The following is an 18,491-nucleotide window of genomic DNA, read 5'->3' as shown; positions in this document are numbered from 1 at the left end:
TCTTTAACTTCACTTTCTTTTGATTCCTCTGCCTTTACTTCTGGCTCTATACTTTCTTCTTTAACTTCACTTTCTTTTGATTCCTCTGCCTTTACTTCTGGCTCTATACTTTCTTCTTTAACTTCACTTTCTTTTGGTTCCTCTGCCTTTACTTCTGGCTCTATACTTTCTTCTTTAACTTCACTTTCTTTTGGTTCCTCTGATTTTACTTTTAAATTTTCTATCCTTTGATCTTCATCTTTACTTAAAAGGAATTTTAATAGTTTTTTTAATATTAAGAAACCTTTTTCAATTCTTTTTGGACCTAAAATTGAGAGCAAAATTACTAAAATTATGAATATTTCAGGTGAATTTAAACCTAATAGTTTCATAAAATTTCATATTCTATTTTTATTTTAGTACATGCTAAAAATTTAATCTAATTATTCTCAAAAGTTGGTAAATAGAGTTCCCTATTTGATGCAATTAAACCTTCTTCTTTAAAAAAAATCTCTAGGTCTTTTAAATCATTCATATCTACAAATTCACCACAATTATCTAATATATTATTATGAGTGAAATTCCATAAATTATCCAAATATTCGTCATCGTCTGGAAATGCTACAAATTTTAAATATGTATTATTCAAAGCATATTCACTAGCAAAATCAGAATCTAATCCCTCCCTCTTAGCATCACAAAACACTTTAGCGAATCTTTTTCCCACAGAAGTTTGAGCACTTGATAAATCCAAATTACCTTGTATAGCTTTTACATTTATTGGTGCAATAAAAATAATTATCGGAAGAAAAATAGATACTAATATAAACAAAAAAATTTCCTTTTTAAATTTAAACTCAATATAAACTAGCAAAAAAAGTAATCAATTAGGCCTATTTAAGTAAAAGTACTTATTGTAAATTAAGAAATAAATAGAAACCATAAAATCAACTCCATATCTGAATTTATAATAAATAAAGATTAATTAAATTAAAAATTATATGTCTTCAAATATAAAGCTTAGAGGGAGGGGAGTTAACAGGATAATTACGAGTAAGGTCATGCTATCGCCTTTGGCAGGAGTTACAGATAACATTTTTAGGAGACTTGTACGTAAATGGGCTCCAAACTCTTTACTTTTTACAGAAATGATAAATGCCACAAGTCTTAAAAAAGGATTTGGAATACAAAAAATCAATCAAATAGATTTAGAAGACGGTCCAATTGGAGTACAAATATTTGATAATAGGCCATTTGCTGTTTCTGAAGCCGCGAAACAAGCTGAGGACTCTGGAGCTTTCTTAATTGATATAAATATGGGATGTCCAGTAAAAAAAATTGCAAAGAAAGGTGGAGGCAGTGCCTTAATTAAAGACCGAAAACTTGCTATAGAATTAGTCAAAAATGTCGTAAAAGCTGTCAAAATTCCTGTCACAGTAAAAACACGACTCGGATGGGATAGTAAAGAAGAAAATATAGAGGATTTCTTATTAAAGCTTCAGGATGCAGGAGCAACAATGATCACAATTCATGGAAGAACTAGAAAGCAGGGTTTTTCGGGCAAGTCAGATTGGGAAATGATCGGGAGTCTTAAAAGGTTATTAGAAATTCCAGTAATTGCTAACGGAGATATCAAAAATCCAGATGACGCTCTTAATTGTTTAAAAAAAACAAATGCTGATGGTGTAATGATTGGAAGAGGGATTTTAGGATCACCATGGAAAATAGGAGAAATAGATTATGCCATTAGAGAAAATAAAAACTTTAAAGAACCAAACACAGAAGAAAAACTATATTTAATTATTGAGCATCTTGATGAATTAATAGAAGAAAAAGGAGATCACGGCTTGCTTATTGCTAGGAAACATATCTCATGGACATGTAAAGACTTTAAAGGAGCATCAAATTTGAGAAATAAATTGGTTAGAGCTGTTGATAAAAATGAAGTTAAAAAATTAATAAAAAAAATGATTAAAACTTTGAATAATGAAAAAAATATACTAGTTTAAAACAAATTTAACTTTTAAATGAAAATAATTAGTAAAGAGACAAGTAAAAGAGTTTGTGATCACATGAACAATGATCACATAGATTCAGTGCACAAATATCTTATTCATTATGGAAAGATATCAAGCTTTGAGAGTGCTTATATGGAAGAAATTAATAATAGTTATATAAAAATCAATTACGATGGCCAGTCAGCAATTATCAACTTTAAAAATGAAATATCTGAAGAAGAAATTCATTCAACCTTAGTATCAATGATTAAAGAGATTTAATAATTAAATAATTTATATAAAAAAATCTAATTTTTATTTTCATAGTAATCAGTTATCTTTTTACATTCCTCAAATGAAAGCATGCTTAATCTAGATGTGGCTTTTATTTTTAGAATCGCACAAACAGCTAATAAATCTGAGATATCAACATTAATTGCTTCAGAAAGCTCCAGGACCCTAAGACCTTTCATTTGTATGAAAAAAATCTTTTTTCTAAATTATCAGGAACTTTGAAATCAATGGGCTGCATTTTTTCCTAAACCTGCAACAAATGGAAAAGTTTGTTCATCTCCAAATATATCTTCTGCCGAAGAATTAGAAATATTATTTTTTTTATTTTGATCAGGCTTATTCTTTTCAATTTGATTAGAAATATTATCTTTAATGTTATTTCCAATTTCTTTTGCTAATAAATTATTCGTATTAGAAAATATTGAAAAAACTAATACACATAAGAACAAAATAATTTTTTTCATAAAAAAAATTTATCTAATACTATTGTCATATGCCAATAAAGTTATTTAGAAAAACTAAATTATTTTAAAACAATTCTAAATATATCAAAGTAAAAAATGTTCATCTTCTTAACTTATTTCTATTTTTGAATCTAATTAAAAAATAAAGACCCAATAATAAAAGAATTGCTAAAGAGTACTGATTAAGAAAAACATAAACTATATATACTAGAAATGGAAATAAGCATGCCCTCTTGAAATTTAATTTCTGTTGTTTTGACATATTTTTCCAATTTAAATATTCTTCCCATTGAAAAATCTTCTTCATTTTTCTTTTTCTATTATTACGATTAAACATAAATTTATAAATACAGTTTTAGTGATTCTTATATTAATAAACAATATTAATCTAAAATATCAAAATAATTTTTTTTCATTGAATAAAAATTATTTTTAAATAAAAAATGAACTCAAAACCAGTTTGGAAGATAGAAAAAATTGTTTTACCTCAACATGCGGACCATGCTGGAGTAATGTGGCACGGCACATATTTTAATTGGCTTGAAGAAAGCAGAATAAGTGCACTTTTTGAAGTAGGTACAAGTTATTTTGAACTTACTAAAAAAGGCTTTGATTTACCTTTAATAAATACTTCAATAAAATATAAATCGCCTTTATTACTTGGTGAAAAAATAACAATAGAAAGCGAATTCTATATTGAAAAAAGTCCACGGATTAATGTAATTTCAAAATTTCTTAATAAGAGAAAAGAAATCTTAACGATTGCTGAAGTCAATTTAGTCTTAATAAATAAACGAAATTTTTCAATAATAAGAAAAATACCAGATTTCCTATCGGAAGCATTTATTAGATTAAACGGTTGAAGTTATTATCGTTTTATTAAAAGATTTATTAAATTATTAATTATGAATATATTTCACGTTATTGACTCTTACCAATATGAAATGGAATCAAGATATCAAGAAAAATCAATGCTTACAAATCTTTTTACAGAGCATAAATTCCTAGGATGGTTAGGTTTGTTTATAGTATTTTTCTCTATCTTTGCAATTTTTGTTTTTCAATTTCTTGAGTGGGAAAGTAATGACAATAATAAAAGTTAAGAAGATTTATTGCTTATAATTCAACTGAATGATAAAAAAAATGGCTATCTACTTAAAAATAACTAACCCTACAGAGGTTGTTAAAAAAAAGACATCAAAATGGCTTACAGATATTACACCTGAAAGAATTGATAGAAAATTGGTCGAGGATGAAGTAATAAAAGGCATTATCGAGCAATTAACATTAGAGGGTATAAAAGGAGAAATATCAGCAATTAATGGGTTTGAAGTAAATGAATCTTCAGTAATAACAAAAAATAATTTTGTTATTAGAAAAACAAAAACTTTTTAGATAGAAAATAAAAATCTTTAATGAAAAATTTTTTTATTTTAATTATTTTTATCATTTTTTTAATTTTTATAATTGTAAGAGATTATCAAATTAAGAAGAAAAAGTTAAAATTAAACAATGCCTTAAATTCCAATTTCTTTATTCAAACAATTAATAAATTAATTGACGAGAACAAATACAATTTGTTAGAGGAGAGGATCAGATTAAGGGAAATAGATGCTTACGGTAACGAGGATTATAAAAAATGGATTGGCAATCCACCTCTTGATGAAAAAGCCATTGAGAAAAATATATTTAATGGATCTAAGCGATTTAAAGAGGGTATACCATACTTCTATGAAAAAGTAATTTTAAAAGAATTTGGAAGTACGGAATTATTTTTCGAAAAGTGGAGATCCTATTGTAATGAAAATCCTACTATTGATGATGAGATAATTGGATCTATTAGAAAGCTCGAGACTGAAGATTGGTTTGTTTTCATAGCAAGTCAAATTGAGAAATCATGCTTAATCCTAATAGAAAAAAACTACTCAAGTAAAAAAAAGGGAAACTACAAAAAAGGTATTAGATTTGAAAATCATTGTATGGAAATTCTCAAAAAAAATGGCTGGGAAGTAAAAGAAACCCCTATTACAGGAGATCAAGGGGTTGACTTAATTGCGTCAATAAATGATTTGAGAATATGTATACAATGCAAAGATCATGAAAAAGCCATTGGAAATAAAGCAGTTCAGGAAATTTCAGCTGGTAAATTATTTTGGAAAGGTACACATGCAATAATAGTCTCAAAATCTGGCTTTACAAAGTCTGCGCATCAACTAGCAAAATCAAATAAAGTGGAACTAATGAATGAATATCAATTAAAAGATTTAGAAAAGTTTATTGTTTAAAAAGTTTATATCAATTGAGTTAAGCCCTCTTTGTAAAGCAAAAGTGTTGTAAAAATTCCTGAGGCCCACATTAAACCTCTAGCTGTGGGGATATTAAATATATATGCACCAATATATAAAAAACGAAAAATAGGATGAATCAATGCTGCAATTATTGCAATATTAGAGTCAGTTAAACTAATCAAACAAAGAAGACATGCGGGTGCATGTAGGGAAATACTTTCCCAACAATTTTGATGACACCAAACTGCTCTTTTCCCAAAAGAAGGTAATTCATCGAATAAAGCCCTTGGAGCAGACATATTTTCAACAGAATATCCCGCTTTTACCCTCCCTATAGTTAATGGAATAATTGATAATAAAACAACACCAACTGATAGACAAAGGCTCCAGGCAAAAGCTACTTGCATATGATTTAAATAATATTATTAGCTTAATAATTGAAGCTCGTTATCGTGATAAATGAAAAATCATTACCATAGAAAAAACTTGGCAAAAAATGCTGTAATTTATAAATAAATCATTTATGGATATTTCAAAGATAGTTTTAATTTTTGGCATAAGTTTACTAATATATTCTGCTTTTCTGTTTTTAGGATTTTTTCTTAAGAATAAAAATTTAAAGGCACAGAATCTAAAAAAAGAAGAATAGATTATTAATGCCACAAAAATTTACTATTTTCTCAATATTTTTATATCTTTTTGAATATATTTATGGAAATAAAATTTGAACCAAATAATAATAAGGGATATTTGAAATTAAATAATTCAGTTGCTGGTATATGAAAAAATTTTATAAATTTCTTAAAAGTTTTCTATTTATATCACTATGGCTTATTTTATCCTCATTTTTAACCCAATATTGGAATACCTTTCATTGGGAATATGTTTACTTAAACTTCAGAAATATATTTGATAAAGAATTTTGGTTTGTTATAGAAAAAATTCTTTTAGGATTTGATATTGGTTACTGGTTAGAAGAAGCACTAAAATTCTTAAGTTATGAAATACCTAAAGAATCATTTAAATATTTACCAATTTATTTCGTATTAAAGTCTATTTGGATAAAGAATTAATTTCTATTTTTAATAGATTTTAATAAATTCCTTGAAATTCTTTAATAAAGTCGGTGAATTTATTTTTCTTAAAACAAATAAAGTTCCTTTATCACCTCTACAGATTCTAAGCTTATTGCTTAAATAAGTTATCTCTAACCACCCTAATTGTTCATTATTTATTTCTTTCATAGCCTTTATATTTTTTTTTCCAAATTTAGGACCAATAACACCAGCATGTGTAAATTTGACCCCAATTTTTTTTTCATTTATGTAGTTAAGTCTTATTAAAATGCCAGTACCAATAATTGATTTTATTCCTCTAGGTTTAAGTAAATTAAGACCATTTAAATTTAAGGGATCAAGAATTTGAAGGTTATCAATAAAAGGAGAATATTTTAAAAAAGGACTATTAGAACTACTCCACCTAAGCTCCCAAACACCCTGCAAATCATTTCTATCTTTGCTAAAGGAAAAATTATGATCAATTTCAAGTTGTTCGACCATATTACGTATACTCTCTGAATTTGGAGATTTAAGAAGTAAATTTAATAAATCATTTTCGGTTTCCATTTAAAATACGCTGAAGTTTATAGCTAAGGATAAATACTTACCTCAATATGCTATATTCTACCCAGAATATGTTGATTTGATGACAAAGAGCTACTGGCTTAAGAAAATTTCAATCCCAAATGCTGATTTATTTCTGGAATATATAAGGACAGTATTGCCTTGGATTAAATCTGTGGGAGGAGTAATAGTAAAAAGAGATTTAATACAAGAATCAACCTCAAATGAATGGGATGGAGGGCAGCTTGGATTAGTAATTGAATTCGAATCAAAATTTGCTGCTAAAAAAGCATTTTATTCTGAAGTATTTCAAAAATATCTGCAGTCCAGAGATTTAATGGAACTAGTTACTATAAGTACTCTTTAAACAATCAATAGCGACCTCACACAAACAACTTATAAGTATTTATTACTATTAAATTATTTATGTAATATTTATAACTTCACTAGCTATAGGATATTTTGCAAAATTTAATTGTAAAAGTAATCCGTTAATCAAATGAACTATTCAACAGAAAAAGATGATTATTTGATGACAACGCCATATACAAAGAAAATTCAGCAAAAATTTGAAAAGGTTAAATCTTTTTTAGAGCAAAATGGGTTTAATCCTTCATCAGAGAGCTTAATGCAAGATATAGTTAGCTCAGAAGAATATATTGCTAAAAATGGCTTATAAAATATCAGAATATATTCAGAGTCCTTAGATAATAAAAACCGCCTATTAGAAAAGGTAATAATATTCCAACAAATAAAAATATGGATTTCTTTGATTCGCCTTCTGATATGGGGTTAATTTCTGGTTCAATTGCAAAACCATTTTGTCTACCACCGCTTTCGGTTGTATAACCTTTTTTATTCATAAGAAAAATAATCTATGGAGATTATCTCATGTAAAAACTTATTTAAAAAAATTTTTTACATTTAGAATTAAACTAATTATAAGATCTAACAATTGATTTCAATCTGAGATTTCAATTTGGCAGCTTTTTTTAAAAGACCTACAACTTCCTTTCGGCCAGTAGCAAACTCAGCCTTGTTAAGTAACTCGCTATATTTTTTTGAGATTTCTCTATGGTTCATTTTAGATGTTATCTACTGTAATTATAAAGTTACTAAAAAAAGTTTTTGTATAAAAGATATCAAAAAAGCGTTTAAGTAACTTTACCTATTTAAACCAACCTTTTTTCTTTGGTTTAATCTCTTCTTTAATAACTTCTTTTTTTCTCCTAAATAATCCCTTTTTTTGGACTGTTAAATTCTCTTCAACAGGTTTAGATTTTCTGTTAAATAAGCCTTTTTTAGGTTCTTTAATTGATTCTTTTTTGTCGGAAATCTTTATTTTTTTTGGATTTGATTTTGAATTTTTGGGTTTGCTATCTGCAAATAAAGTTTGATATACAAAAAAACCAAAAACAGCAAAGAAGCCTAATGCCTGCACTAAAGCAGTTCCAAGATTATCAAACATTTAGGCCTCAACTCTGTATAGTGATTCTTTTTCTTTCGCTTCTATACACTTTTTATCATCAGACAAGCATTCAATTTCTGCCTTCTTCTCAGTATGAGAACTGCAGCCACCTGCATTTGCATTAGATATTGAAAACAAAGTTAATACCCCTAAAATTAAGGCGCATGAGGTGTAAATCGGTTTCATGAGTTTTATTTTTATTATGGAAAAATAATTTCGCAATTGCGAACATAATCTTCTCTTCTGCTAAAAGTATTCCCTTTTTTATAAATCTATTTGTAGTAATTAACTAAATCGATAATTAATATTGCTAATAATGAAAAACCTAAAATGAAAGGTAAATAAGGATATTTATTTAAAATTTTGTTTAGTTGATTTTTCGATGTTTGTTTTTCCTTTTTCTTTTCTCTAGGTGGTAAGCCTAACTCTTCCCTTCTCTTAGCTTCTCCCATAATTTTTAAACTATTTATGAATATTCTATATACCTAGTTTTAGTAGTGTATTGTTCTAGATTTAAATTATTAACAGTTAATTTAATTTAAATTTTGGATATATTAAAAATATAAAAAAAAATTTCATGATAGAAGTAGTTTGGTCAGTAAACATAATGATTGCAATTCTTATTATTGGTGTTGCCTGGGTTCTTTATTACATATTTACTTATGATCAAAAATTTACTTCCTAGATAAATGTCAGATAAAGATCTAAGCAATTTTCTAAAAAAAATAGAGCAACTTAATCAAATTGCTGAGCTAATAAAAAATAATCCTAGTAAAAAGTTATCCCTTTCAAAATGCAAGAATCATGATGAAGTAATTAAATTAACCACTGAATGGGGTTTTGATATTGGTAAAAGGTGGGGAGAATATTAATTGATTTTATTACCAGCATTATTAAAATTGCCATCAACATCAAATTAAATTATTAAGATTAATTAGTATTTCTTGTATTGAAGTTTATGAAAGAAATTGGAGATATAAAGTCAAATATATATAAAATAGCTGCTGTTACAGATAGAGGGCAAAGATTAAATAAATTAATTTCTCCTATGTATGAGGAAAAAGCCAATGAAATGGATGAATTGATAGATGCTCTTAAAGACTTTAGTTTTGAAATATCAGAAAAATTATTGTCTGGAGAGTGGGAATTGATTTTTTCTAATGTTGAATTATTTCGAAGTTCTCCTTTCTTCCTTGCTATTGAAAAGGCATTAAATGATGAATTTAAAAGTAATCTTTTTTTTAAATTACATCAATTGCAAGTAGGGTCCTTTGGCTTATCAACTATTGGGAGAATTGCTCAAAAGATTGATTTTGACAAAAAGGAATTTATATCTTCTTTTGACACTACAATATTTGGGCTCACAACAATTCCAATCTTAGGTTGGTTCAAACTATTGCCTACATTTGGTGGAAGAGTAATAACTCTAGCAAGTGATTTAGTTTTAAGAAAAAATTTGCTTGATATGAACTTACAAAAGACAAAAGTTTCCAAAGTTGATGGACTTAATAAGATTCCATTATTTAGTGAATTACTTATGGATAGATGGTATCCAGTTAAAGAGGTATGGAATAAGTTACCTTGGAATAAAGAATCGCCAAATTGTCAAGTTTCAATTGTATATTTAGACGAAGAAATGAGAATTATGCAGGATATGTATGGGTCTATTTTTATTTATATAAGGCCTTCAATTTCCTTGTTGAATTCAAATACAATCTCTAATGATTAATTAAAAGACTGATTAATATTTTAGTAATTTATAAAATAAATCCATTAAAAATTTATTTTAAAGATTAATTAATAAAAACATCTCGCATCTTAAATACAAATAGGTTATGTTCATAGTGAACATTTTTTTATTATGCTCAGAAATCAAGAAAAAAATTCAGTTGTTAGAGGAATATTCTTAGTAGGAGGATGGGGCTTAGGTCTAGACAGATTCTACGAAGGAGATAAAAAAGGGGGTTTTTTATCAATCATTGGTTGGAGTATCACATTTTTTAGTTTTATCTTTCTTAAATGTTCAGGTTATAAATATGTTGAGGGTGTGAAAAATTATTCAGATTATTCTCCTAACCCATTAATAGTATTACCCTTACTAGCAGGAGGATATGGTGGATTTCTAATAATTAAGAAGGCATTTAGATTAGCAAAGCAATTTGAAAATGCTGAATAATACTAACTGCAGGTAAATTCAAGATAATAATCCAGATCCTTTCAAATAAAATTTAAATAAGAGAATTACTAAAAGGTTTACAATTGCTAAGGCTACTAAACCATTTCTGTTTTTTACATCTAATTTCTTAACTAAATTAGAAAGATAAACTACTGGATTTTCTGGCTCTTTATTATCCAAATTTTATTTAAATATTAATTTGACAAGAAAATATCACAGTTTCATTTGAAGAATCAAAATTGTAAAGTTGAATATCCAAAAAGAAACAAATAATTTCTAACCCATAATCCCTGCATTTCTTAAAAACTCTTTACCCATATTGCCAATTACAAAAAATAGAGACAAATTAATTAAAAGGATTATTAATAATGCCAACATTTTATAGTTTGGATTAGTTGAAATGCCATCAAATCCATTATTAAGAAATCTTTTAAAAAGTGATTTGTCAATTTTTAGTTTTTGTTGCTCAGAATCAAGTTTTACTTTTTCTTCCGAAGAATCTTGACTACTTGCTTTCTCTAGAAATTCTGTAAATGCTTTAACATTTTCTTCTTTTTTAATCCCCTCATTAAGATCTTTATTGTCTTCATTCAAATTGGGGGACGATTCGATTGAATTATTTTCCTCAGGATTAAGTTTTGAATCTTCCAAATTAGTATTAAATGCTAGAAGTATATTACACCATAAAAAAAACCCACTCGATCAATTGAAGAGAGGGTTAGCTAAGGTTAAAGTTCTTACTCAGATAATAATTTATTTTAATAAAATTCGCGGTTGTAGCATAATGAAGTTTTAATTTAGATTAAATGCAAAGTGATTTTTTAATACATATGTTAGATGCGAATACTAAAAAAGCATGTAAAGATGATCCCTCAATAAGAGAAATTAAAATTAGAAATATAGAACATGCTATTGAACAAGCAGAATTGATGATAAAAGAATCAAAAATGAGCCAAGAAGAATTAATCTTCTTAAAAAGAAAAATATCGGACTCAAGACAGGATTTAGAAATACTTTATTTAATGAAAATTCAATGAATATAAATTTTTTAATCTTTTAAAAGAATTGAATTTTTGCAAAGAAAATTAATTTGTATATTTGAAGACTTATAAATTTTAAAGAGAATGTAAGAATTTTATAAAGTTTTTTATTATGTCTAAAAATAATCTATATATACCTTTAAAGGTTGTTCCATACATATTCATTTCAATTACTGCTATAGCAATAACAGCAGCTACATATGTAATTACTTAGTTTTATAAGCTATGTAAAGTTTTTAGATATTAAATAAATTAAAATATTTGTAATAACTAATTGTATGAATAAATTCAAAATAGCAATATTTACAATATCAATAATCATATTTTCCATTATTGGGATTAAAAAATTAATTTATATAAATCAAGTTAAAGATTTAAAAAATAAAGAAGAATCATTCTTAAATGAATCTATACGTGTTTTAAATAAATGCTTCGATCTAGAAAATAAAAATAAAAGAACTCTTAATAAATCAATTGAATTAATTGAGTATTGCTTAGAGGAATATGGATATAAAAAATGATTTCAAAACTTGAATGATGAATTTTCTTAATACTCCACTAATATGCAAATAAAAAATCTCTTATCAATAATCTTGTTATGTACCATAATTTTTTATTAATAATATTTTCCTAATTTAATTTTTTAAAATGACTAAAGTTAAATGTTATTATTTAGGAAATTTAAACTGTGAGGCTATTCATCTACAATCTGGAAGTCTTATTAGAACTGATGCCCCTTTAGATCACTGCGGTAAAGGTGAAAGTTTTTCCCCAACTGATTTATTAGCAACGTCTCTAGGTACTTGCCTGCTAACCATCATGGCAATCAAAGCTAAATCGAAAGGATTTGATTTGAAAGGTATATATTTAAATATTGAAAAACTAATGACACAAAATAGCGAGAGGAAGATAAAAGAACTAATAATAGATATTTTTATACCAAAGAGCACTTCTAATGAAACTATTGATTTTTTGAAAAAAGCTTCCAAAGAATGCCCAGTTACAAGAAATTTATCTCAAGAAATAGATATTAAAATTATTTGGCATAATGAATAAATCTCAAAAATAGTAATTACATAAAAAATAATGAAATACTTTATTGGAGTAGTCATTCTTTTATTTGGAATATATATAATGACAGACTTGGCATTAAAGACTAGGTATACAAGAAAAAGACTTTCAAAAGGAAAAAATATATCTTATAAATTTTAATATTGCAGATTAAGGAAAAAGATTTATTTTTGTACCGACAATTAAGGCATATTTTAGTTTTATTTTTTCACTATTTTTTGGTCAATCAAACTAATAAAAGGGATAATGAAATTTACATTTATTCCAACAGTGCACCATGTATAAATAATAAGAAAAATTATTTTTATAAATAAATTAGGGGGTAAAGTGAAAAATATTTTGAAAAACCCTCCAATGAATAATACCAGTATTCCAATCTGAAAAAGACCTTTGATTATCCATTTAAATCCATTCTTTTTAATGTTTATATAAAACCAGAAAAAAACAACACTAGATAACAATAAATATATAAAATTTATGATCATCTTTTTTTAGAAAATCCAATAAATTTGCCATTATCGAGGCATGATGATAATTATCACTTTTTTATCTGCTAATTTTTTTTAAAAATAAAAAAGTTATACAAAAAACAATAAAAATAAATTATTTTTTTAACTTTTCATCTTAGAACATTTTCGATTTTAGTAAATCAACTCTTTTTTGATTCACTCCCAAATCACTTTCTCCAACTCTTGATTCTGATCTTATTGATAAGATGTTTGATTCAGCTAGAAAGGATACTTCTAAGTCGTCCACATACTTCATCCATTTACTAGTTGCCTCAGCATGAAGATAATCGCCATCAATTTCTACAATCTCAGTTCTTGGAGTGTTTTCGATAAATGTTTTAATCTCTTCAAAAGGTTTCTCAATATTGCTAACCTCCCATTCTTCTCTTACACAATGAGCAATCTCTACACAAGGTTTTAGTTCTATATGAGAAGCAAATGATGAAGAAGGGAATAAAAAGCCAGAACAAATTATAATTGCCAAAAAAAGTATTTTCATTAACATTAGAATCTAACAACCCATAATCTAACGAATTAAATTACAAAATTTGTAATGACGACCAAATTTTTTTGAAGAAAAAAAATATTTATTTATTCAGGATTTGGTATGTATTTCTAATAATTCGCAAAAAAAAAGATCTCTCAGAGAGAGATCTTTAAAAATTGATTTAGATCAAGTGTTTCCTTGTTTCCACTTAAATAAATCAATTCCTCCTACACACCCTTTTAATATCACACCTAAATTCAAAATATGTAATACCTAATAGACCTGTATCTTAACTGTCACATCCCAAAATTACAAAAAGTACTCAAACTTTGCGGTCGAGTACTTTTACAGTAATCAGAAAAAAGTGTGTGAGGAGTTTCTGATACATTTAATTTACTCCGTAGGTAATTAAAAAGGCTACAGTATAAATTACTAATTATTTCAATCTTTCAGAAAATTGGCCGTTGATGAAAAAAATAATCATAAGCAAAATAATTCATGAAAAGTATTTACAAAAAAATCATTTTTATTATTCCGGCAATTGCTCTAGTATTAGTAATAGTGTGTGTTGTCAAATATTCGCTTACTTATATTGAAAATAATCCCGAAAAATACTTCCCTAAACAAAAGGGAGACAATAATTAAGTATAAATTCACTTCAAAAAATATATAAAGTGTCTTAAATATGTTCTACATAGATAGCTTGAGTCATGAAAATCAAAAATACTTCAGTTCTTAATCAGAATGATATTCATTTAAGTCAATTTAAAAATAAGCATAAATATCAAATAATTGAAAATTATTGGAAGAAAAGAAAGAAAGAATGTGAAAAAAATCTTTCAAAATTTTGCTAACCGATAATTATGAATTTTATTTTTTCTTTTTTATTAGCATCTGTAATGTGGGTACAAGTTCCACAATGGGAAGCTGACTGGTCAAAATGTGCTGTAGATGTTCCCGATTCGTCATGTCACTGGTACGTAGCTGCTCCCGATAATACTTTTGGGGAAGGATTTAATTGGGAAAACGCTCCTTGGTTTGATGCTAATGGATTACAGGATGTAGCTAAAATTGAGAAAGAATCTGTAGTAGAAAAACTTCAGAATAACTAAAGTTTCTATTTCATCAATTAACTTTTAAAAGTATTTAAATCTAGTTGCCTAGTGGTTAACTTTTGATTAATTAAATAATTTTTATGCGTTTCAAAGTAAGTCTCAAAAAAAATGGAAAGGAATTTGATGAAGTTGTTATAGCTAATAATAAAAAAGAAGCTATTGAAGTAGCTTTAAAAAACAATCCAGAAGCTCAAGCATTAAATTCTGATTGGACATTTAAGATTTAATTATTTGCGAAGCTTAGGAATTAAAAGGGAAGCAACACAAATAACGCTAATTGCAGGTCCAGGCGAAAGATTAAAGACTATAGAGAGAAAAAATCCAAGAAGTGAGATACATAATCCAAAAAATGAAGACCTCATCATTGCAATTCTTAAACTATGAGCCTTATTTAGCCCTAACAAAGTTGGCGTAGAAAGAAGAGCAATTACAAGAATTACTCCTACTGCTGACATTGAACTAACAATTACTAATGCCGTTGTAAAACTCAAAGCAAGATTTAATAAAGAAACGTTTATACCGCTCGCCGATGCACCTTCTGGATCCAATCCGACATAAACAACCTTTTCATATCCAAAAGTCATTAAAAGTATAAATACTAAAAAAGCAATTATTGTTCTAAGTAAATCTCCAAAATTTGCTGTCAATAAATCGCCAAATAATACTGCCTCCAAATCAATCCTTATTCCGAGTAAGGGGATTATAAGGACCCCAAACCCAAGCATTCCAGCGAGAATAGTATTCATAACTGCTTCATAATTTTCACTTTTTCTATTAGTTAAACTTTCCGCAATTACTGAGCCCAGAAGACCGCTTATAACACCACCAATTGAGGGGTGAATTCCAAGCGCTAATGCGAGAGCAAGTCCAGGCAACACACAATGAGAGATTAAATTAACTTGTAATAATCTCTTATGAGTGATTAATACAGTTCCCATAGCTGGGCATAAAATTCCGGAGAATATAGTTATTATTAATGGGACCAGCCACCAGTTGTTATTAATAAAAGACATTATTCGAAAGATTCGGTATGATCAAAAATACGAGGCAAAAAAAGATTTTGGAAACAATGGTAACTAAGTCTGACATTACCAAAAGACAAGAGCAACTTCTTGAAGAACTTAATAAATGCGAAGATGAACTGAGCGGTCAAGAGTTGCATAGACAATTGATTGAAAGCGGAAAAGCTATGGGACTGACCACTGTTTACAGGAATCTTCAAGTTCTTATAAAGCATGGTTTAATTCGTTCTAGACATCTCCCAACAGGAGAGGTTCTTTACACTCCCGTAGATAGAGACATTCATCATTTGACCTGCGTTCAATGCGGAGAGACGTCGAAAATGGAAGGTTGTCCTGTTAAAGATATTCATGCCCCTAAAAAAAATCCAAGAAAGTTTCAACTTTTGTTTCATACACTCGAATATTTCGGCCTTTGCCAAAACTGTTATCAAGCTCAAAATTAATAAGGAACATTTTCTAATCACAGAAATTATTTTCCTTTATAGAGCTTATGTTTATCGCATCTAATTTATCTTTTATTTGATCAGGACTACCAACTGCTAAAACACTTTTATCAAGAACGATTACTTGATCGTAGTTATTTAGAGACTCGCCCCAATCATGGCTACTTACTAGCAAAGAAAGTCCCGCATCTGCGAGTTGACGAACAATTTTTAGAAAATCCTCTTTTGCGGGGGGATCCAATGCCGCACAAGGTTCATCCAGAAGAAATATTTTTGCAGGGGACATAAGAGTTTTTGCTAATAGAGCTCTTTGTTGCTGTCCTCCTGAAAGAGAATCAAGTCTTCTATTAGCCAAATTAGCAATTCCTACTCTTTGCATTGTCGCTTCTAATTCACAACATTTATTAATCCAAGAATTAGGATATTCTAGAAGAGCCTTTATTTGAAAGGGGTTATTACTTCTTGATTTTGAATACTTTATTTGACCAAGAGATACCAATTTTTCAACTGTAATGGGAAACTTCCAATTCATAGAACTTCTTTGAGGCATAAGTGCCACTAGAGCTCTAGATCTATATAAATTTTCACCATCAATTTTTATTTCGCCTTTATCTGGAGTATTTTGTCCTTGCAATATCCTCAAAAGAGTGGATTTACCGGCACCATTTGGACCTACTAGCGCTGTTAGAGTTCCAGGTTTAATCTCAACCGATACCTTATTTAAAGCTGGCTTACTTTTTTCTGTGTATGCAAATGTTAAATTTTCAGCGACTAAAGTAGCCATTAATTAATCTTCATGAAAAAGTCACTTTACAAGCTTACCAATAATACAAGCTGCGTATTATTTTCATAACATTTGATACCTTTTCTTGTCAGGTGTAATGAAAATGATTATCATTTTTAAGTATTTAATAATTTTTTATGTCAACTTTTAAAAGACTTTTATCAAATAAAACATGTTCAAGTAAGTCAATTATTAAAAATTCCGTAATCGCTGGAACGATTATATTTTCTGGTTTTGGGCAGGATGTAATGGCTAAAGGGAAGTCATACGTAGCAGTAGAACCACTAGTTTGTGATTTAGTTAAATCTATTGCGTTACCATCTGACGAAGTTACATGCTTAGTAGATAGAAAACAGGATGTTCATGACTTAAAGATCAATCCAAGACAAGCTCAATTACTAAATAGCGCAGACAAAGTATTCACTCTTGGCAAAGAAATGACTCCAAGTATGAGAAATTGGGAAAGTAAAAAGAATACTATTGTTGTAGGTGTTAGTGCAATAGACGTAGATGATCATTCTGATCATGAAGGTCACGATGACCACTCAGACCATGGCGGACATGACGATCATGCTGAACATTCAGCTAAGGTAGATGATCATTCTGATCATGGAGGTCATGATGATCATTCAGACCATGGTGGACATGATGATCATGCTGAGGGTGCTTTCGAATGGGCAGGCAAATTCCAACTTTCTAAGGGTTCTTACAAATGGTCATTTGAAAAAGTTGATGGAGAATATGCAGATCCTGCAATGAAGATGGTGATTCTCAAATCTAATGACATAGAAGGGGCTGAAGACTTAGCTAAAGAACTATTAGGATCTAAAGACTCAATTAGCAGAAAAAATGATGGTACTCTTACAGCAAGTAATAAAGCTTTTGTTCTTAACTTTGATCAAAGAAAAGAAAGTACTGTTTTTAACGTGGAGATCAAAGAAGATGGTCAATATATATTTTTTACTGAACACATGCCTTTTGAGTTTGAAGCAACTCAACACTTTTTTAAAGACGTTTCAAATAGTGATGTAGAACCAATAGCACAAGTACCAGACGAAGGCGAGGGGCATCATCATCATGACCATGGAGGACTAGATCCTCATGTTTGGCATGATCCACATAACATCATAAAAATGGGAGATCTTATAAGCAAAAGTTTAAAGAAAGATATTTCAGTTTTTAATAGAGGTGACAGAAAACTAATTAATGAAAGATTTGAAAAGGCTGATTCTATCTTGGAAGACTTGGATAGTTGGATCGTCGCACAAGTAGGCTCCATTCCTGTGGAGAACAGAGTAATTGTGTCTAAACACAAGGCGATGGAATACTACGGTGATGCTTTTGGTTTTGAAACCATTAGTTTACTTGACTTTCTTGGAGACTCCTCAAGCTTAAGGCCAGACAACATAAGTTCTACTTTAAAAATGTTAGATGAAGAGAAAGTTCAGGCGATATTTCCTGAACAAATTCCAGCATCTAAGTTATTAAGGAACTTAAGTAGACAAAGTTCAGTTCCTTTAGCTTCTAATCAAATATTCGTTGATGGATTGATGATGGATGGTAATACGGTTTCAGTAGCCGTTCACAACACTTGCACAATTGTTGATTCATTAGGTGGAAGCTGTGATAAAGAATCTGGATCCAATCTTGAGTCTGAATGGTACAAACTTTCAGATTAATTTTTCTAATAAAAACGGTTTTCATTTCTTATTATTACTATTATTAAACTATT

General features: G+C 28.4%; 35 protein-coding genes. 20 read left to right on the top strand and 15 right to left on the bottom strand.

Features of this window, described 5'->3' with window-relative positions:
- Positions 1-371, bottom strand: a 371-nt coding sequence (locus tag JJ844_09575; GenBank protein MBO6975928.1) for a cell surface protein, incomplete at its 3' end; no start/stop codon positions are given.
- Positions 372-418: 47 nt separating this feature from the next.
- The gene (locus JJ844_09570; GenBank protein MBO6975927.1) at positions 419-811 is read right to left on the bottom strand and encodes a hypothetical protein; all 393 of its coding nucleotides are present in this window, start codon (positions 809-811) and stop codon (positions 419-421) included.
- Between the two features lie 169 nt (positions 812-980).
- On the opposite strand from JJ844_09570, the gene dusB reads away from it, so the two are divergent.
- Together dusB and JJ844_09560 are read left to right on the top strand one after the other, a co-directional pair.
- Positions 981-1,988, top strand: a complete 1,008-nt coding sequence (dusB, locus tag JJ844_09565) for a tRNA dihydrouridine synthase DusB (protein MBO6975926.1) — start codon at positions 981-983, stop codon at positions 1,986-1,988.
- Positions 1,989-2,006: 18 nt separating this feature from the next.
- Positions 2,007-2,258: a DUF2470 domain-containing protein gene (locus JJ844_09560; GenBank protein ID MBO6975925.1), complete on the top strand. Its 252-nt coding sequence runs from the start codon at positions 2,007-2,009 to the stop codon at positions 2,256-2,258.
- Positions 2,259-2,284: 26 nt separating this feature from the next.
- Here JJ844_09560 and JJ844_09555 read toward each other — a convergent pair whose 3' ends face one another.
- Together JJ844_09555 and JJ844_09550 are read right to left on the bottom strand one after the other, a co-directional pair.
- The gene (locus JJ844_09555) at positions 2,285-2,449 is read right to left on the bottom strand and encodes a hypothetical protein (protein ID MBO6975924.1); all 165 of its coding nucleotides are present in this window, start codon (positions 2,447-2,449) and stop codon (positions 2,285-2,287) included.
- Positions 2,450-2,494: 45 nt separating this feature from the next.
- Entirely contained in the window at positions 2,495-2,734 is a 240-nt protein-coding gene (locus tag JJ844_09550; protein MBO6975923.1) for a hypothetical protein, read from the bottom strand.
- A 443-nt stretch (positions 2,735-3,177) separates the two neighbouring features.
- Between JJ844_09550 and JJ844_09545 the strand changes: the two genes are divergently transcribed.
- From JJ844_09545 to JJ844_09530, 4 genes are read left to right on the top strand one after another with little or no spacing between them, the layout of a single operon-like run.
- Complete coding sequence (locus JJ844_09545; GenBank protein ID MBO6975922.1) at positions 3,178-3,597, top strand: acyl-CoA thioesterase; 420 nt, start codon at positions 3,178-3,180, stop codon at positions 3,595-3,597.
- Positions 3,598-3,639: 42 nt separating this feature from the next.
- Positions 3,640-3,837 (top strand): hypothetical protein, encoded by a 198-nt coding sequence (locus JJ844_09540; protein MBO6975921.1) that lies wholly within the window; start codon positions 3,640-3,642, stop codon positions 3,835-3,837.
- 40 nt (positions 3,838-3,877) lie between these two features.
- Complete coding sequence (locus JJ844_09535; protein ID MBO6975920.1) at positions 3,878-4,129, top strand: hypothetical protein; 252 nt, start codon at positions 3,878-3,880, stop codon at positions 4,127-4,129.
- Between the two features lie 20 nt (positions 4,130-4,149).
- Positions 4,150-5,019, top strand: coding sequence for a restriction endonuclease (locus JJ844_09530; GenBank protein ID MBO6975919.1), 870 nt, complete (start codon positions 4,150-4,152; stop codon positions 5,017-5,019).
- Between the two features lie 5 nt (positions 5,020-5,024).
- On the opposite strand, the gene JJ844_09525 is transcribed toward JJ844_09530, so the two are convergent.
- Positions 5,025-5,429 carry an MAPEG family protein gene (locus tag JJ844_09525; GenBank protein MBO6975918.1) on the bottom strand — a complete coding sequence of 135 codons (405 nt, stop codon included), beginning with the start codon at positions 5,427-5,429 and terminating at the stop codon, positions 5,025-5,027.
- 372 nt (positions 5,430-5,801) lie between these two features.
- On the opposite strand from JJ844_09525, the gene JJ844_09520 reads away from it, so the two are divergent.
- The gene (locus JJ844_09520; GenBank protein MBO6975917.1) at positions 5,802-6,095 is read left to right on the top strand and encodes a virion host shutoff protein; all 294 of its coding nucleotides are present in this window, start codon (positions 5,802-5,804) and stop codon (positions 6,093-6,095) included.
- A gap of 9 nt (positions 6,096-6,104) precedes the next feature.
- Here the strand turns inward: JJ844_09520 and JJ844_09515 are convergent, their stop codons facing one another.
- Positions 6,105-6,647 (bottom strand): hypothetical protein, encoded by a 543-nt coding sequence (locus JJ844_09515; protein ID MBO6975916.1) that lies wholly within the window; start codon positions 6,645-6,647, stop codon positions 6,105-6,107.
- A gap of 79 nt (positions 6,648-6,726) precedes the next feature.
- Between JJ844_09515 and JJ844_09510 the strand changes: the two genes are divergently transcribed.
- Together JJ844_09510 and JJ844_09505 are read left to right on the top strand one after the other, a co-directional pair.
- Entirely contained in the window at positions 6,727-7,011 is a 285-nt protein-coding gene (locus JJ844_09510; protein MBO6975915.1) for a DUF1330 domain-containing protein, read from the top strand.
- A 132-nt stretch (positions 7,012-7,143) separates the two neighbouring features.
- Complete coding sequence (locus tag JJ844_09505; protein ID MBO6975914.1) at positions 7,144-7,323, top strand: hypothetical protein; 180 nt, start codon at positions 7,144-7,146, stop codon at positions 7,321-7,323.
- Between the two features lie 4 nt (positions 7,324-7,327).
- Here the strand turns inward: JJ844_09505 and JJ844_09500 are convergent, their stop codons facing one another.
- The 4 genes from JJ844_09500 to JJ844_09485 all read right to left on the bottom strand — a co-directional run bounded on the left by JJ844_09500 (position 7,328) and on the right by JJ844_09485 (position 8,564).
- Positions 7,328-7,507, bottom strand: a complete 180-nt coding sequence (locus tag JJ844_09500) for a hypothetical protein (GenBank protein ID MBO6975913.1) — start codon at positions 7,505-7,507, stop codon at positions 7,328-7,330.
- A gap of 305 nt (positions 7,508-7,812) precedes the next feature.
- A complete protein-coding gene (locus JJ844_09495) occupies positions 7,813-8,112 on the bottom strand; it encodes a hypothetical protein (GenBank protein MBO6975912.1) in 300 nt (99 codons plus the stop codon).
- Complete coding sequence (locus JJ844_09490) at positions 8,113-8,334, bottom strand: hypothetical protein (GenBank protein MBO6975911.1); 222 nt, start codon at positions 8,332-8,334, stop codon at positions 8,113-8,115. It abuts the gene before it with no gap.
- A 50-nt stretch (positions 8,335-8,384) separates the two neighbouring features.
- Positions 8,385-8,564 carry a hypothetical protein gene (locus tag JJ844_09485; protein MBO6975910.1) on the bottom strand — a complete coding sequence of 60 codons (180 nt, stop codon included), beginning with the start codon at positions 8,562-8,564 and terminating at the stop codon, positions 8,385-8,387.
- A 237-nt stretch (positions 8,565-8,801) separates the two neighbouring features.
- Between JJ844_09485 and JJ844_09480 the strand changes: the two genes are divergently transcribed.
- The 3 genes from JJ844_09480 to JJ844_09470 all read left to right on the top strand — a co-directional run bounded on the left by JJ844_09480 (position 8,802) and on the right by JJ844_09470 (position 10,288).
- Positions 8,802-8,984, top strand: coding sequence for a Nif11 family protein (locus JJ844_09480; protein MBO6975909.1), 183 nt, complete (start codon positions 8,802-8,804; stop codon positions 8,982-8,984).
- Between the two features lie 86 nt (positions 8,985-9,070).
- Complete coding sequence (locus JJ844_09475; GenBank protein MBO6975908.1) at positions 9,071-9,841, top strand: pilus assembly protein; 771 nt, start codon at positions 9,071-9,073, stop codon at positions 9,839-9,841.
- A gap of 132 nt (positions 9,842-9,973) precedes the next feature.
- Positions 9,974-10,288: a hypothetical protein gene (locus JJ844_09470; GenBank protein ID MBO6975907.1), complete on the top strand. Its 315-nt coding sequence runs from the start codon at positions 9,974-9,976 to the stop codon at positions 10,286-10,288.
- Positions 10,289-10,306: 18 nt separating this feature from the next.
- On the opposite strand, the gene JJ844_09465 is transcribed toward JJ844_09470, so the two are convergent.
- Positions 10,307-10,468, bottom strand: coding sequence for a hypothetical protein (locus JJ844_09465; GenBank protein MBO6975906.1), 162 nt, complete (start codon positions 10,466-10,468; stop codon positions 10,307-10,309).
- 96 nt (positions 10,469-10,564) lie between these two features.
- On the bottom strand, positions 10,565-10,939 hold the full coding sequence (locus tag JJ844_09460) for a hypothetical protein (protein ID MBO6975905.1): 375 nt from the start codon (positions 10,937-10,939) through the stop codon (positions 10,565-10,567).
- Between the two features lie 179 nt (positions 10,940-11,118).
- Between JJ844_09460 and JJ844_09455 the strand changes: the two genes are divergently transcribed.
- From JJ844_09455 to JJ844_09445, 3 genes are all read left to right on the top strand, one after another.
- Positions 11,119-11,325, top strand: a complete 207-nt coding sequence (locus JJ844_09455) for a hypothetical protein (protein ID MBO6975904.1) — start codon at positions 11,119-11,121, stop codon at positions 11,323-11,325.
- Positions 11,326-11,606: 281 nt separating this feature from the next.
- Positions 11,607-11,849 (top strand): hypothetical protein, encoded by a 243-nt coding sequence (locus JJ844_09450; GenBank protein ID MBO6975903.1) that lies wholly within the window; start codon positions 11,607-11,609, stop codon positions 11,847-11,849.
- Positions 11,850-11,976: 127 nt separating this feature from the next.
- Positions 11,977-12,384, top strand: coding sequence for an OsmC family protein (locus tag JJ844_09445; GenBank protein ID MBO6975902.1), 408 nt, complete (start codon positions 11,977-11,979; stop codon positions 12,382-12,384).
- Between the two features lie 639 nt (positions 12,385-13,023).
- On the opposite strand, the gene JJ844_09440 is transcribed toward JJ844_09445, so the two are convergent.
- Positions 13,024-13,407 (bottom strand): DUF1499 domain-containing protein, encoded by a 384-nt coding sequence (locus JJ844_09440; protein ID MBO6975901.1) that lies wholly within the window; start codon positions 13,405-13,407, stop codon positions 13,024-13,026.
- A gap of 698 nt (positions 13,408-14,105) precedes the next feature.
- Between JJ844_09440 and JJ844_09435 the strand changes: the two genes are divergently transcribed.
- The 3 genes from JJ844_09435 to JJ844_09425 all read left to right on the top strand — a co-directional run bounded on the left by JJ844_09435 (position 14,106) and on the right by JJ844_09425 (position 14,737).
- Positions 14,106-14,249, top strand: a complete 144-nt coding sequence (locus JJ844_09435; protein ID MBO6975900.1) for a hypothetical protein — start codon at positions 14,106-14,108, stop codon at positions 14,247-14,249.
- 9 nt (positions 14,250-14,258) lie between these two features.
- A complete protein-coding gene (locus tag JJ844_09430) occupies positions 14,259-14,507 on the top strand; it encodes a hypothetical protein (protein MBO6975899.1) in 249 nt (82 codons plus the stop codon).
- Between the two features lie 83 nt (positions 14,508-14,590).
- A complete protein-coding gene (locus JJ844_09425; protein MBO6975898.1) occupies positions 14,591-14,737 on the top strand; it encodes a hypothetical protein in 147 nt (48 codons plus the stop codon).
- Here the strand turns inward: JJ844_09425 and JJ844_09420 are convergent, their stop codons facing one another.
- On the bottom strand, positions 14,738-15,523 hold the full coding sequence (locus JJ844_09420) for a metal ABC transporter permease (GenBank protein MBO6975897.1): 786 nt from the start codon (positions 15,521-15,523) through the stop codon (positions 14,738-14,740).
- A gap of 17 nt (positions 15,524-15,540) precedes the next feature.
- Here JJ844_09420 and JJ844_09415 point away from each other — a divergent pair, with 17 nt between their 5' ends.
- On the top strand, positions 15,541-15,975 hold the full coding sequence (locus JJ844_09415; GenBank protein ID MBO6975896.1) for a transcriptional repressor: 435 nt from the start codon (positions 15,541-15,543) through the stop codon (positions 15,973-15,975).
- Positions 15,976-15,988: 13 nt separating this feature from the next.
- On the opposite strand, the gene JJ844_09410 is transcribed toward JJ844_09415, so the two are convergent.
- Complete coding sequence (locus JJ844_09410) at positions 15,989-16,759, bottom strand: ABC transporter ATP-binding protein (GenBank protein MBO6975895.1); 771 nt, start codon at positions 16,757-16,759, stop codon at positions 15,989-15,991.
- 137 nt (positions 16,760-16,896) lie between these two features.
- Here JJ844_09410 and JJ844_09405 point away from each other — a divergent pair, with 137 nt between their 5' ends.
- A complete protein-coding gene (locus tag JJ844_09405; GenBank protein ID MBO6975894.1) occupies positions 16,897-18,438 on the top strand; it encodes a zinc ABC transporter substrate-binding protein in 1,542 nt (513 codons plus the stop codon).
- The last annotated feature ends 53 nt before the right edge of the window (positions 18,439-18,491 follow it).

Origin of the sequence: Prochlorococcus marinus CUG1435 (assembly GCA_017644375.1) — a bacterium.
GTDB classification, from domain to species: Bacteria; Cyanobacteriota; Cyanobacteriia; order PCC-6307; family Cyanobiaceae; genus Prochlorococcus_A; species Prochlorococcus_A marinus_AH.
The sequence above is the reverse complement of the archived record's forward strand: the minus strand, read 5'-3'. Positions and strand labels throughout refer to the sequence as shown.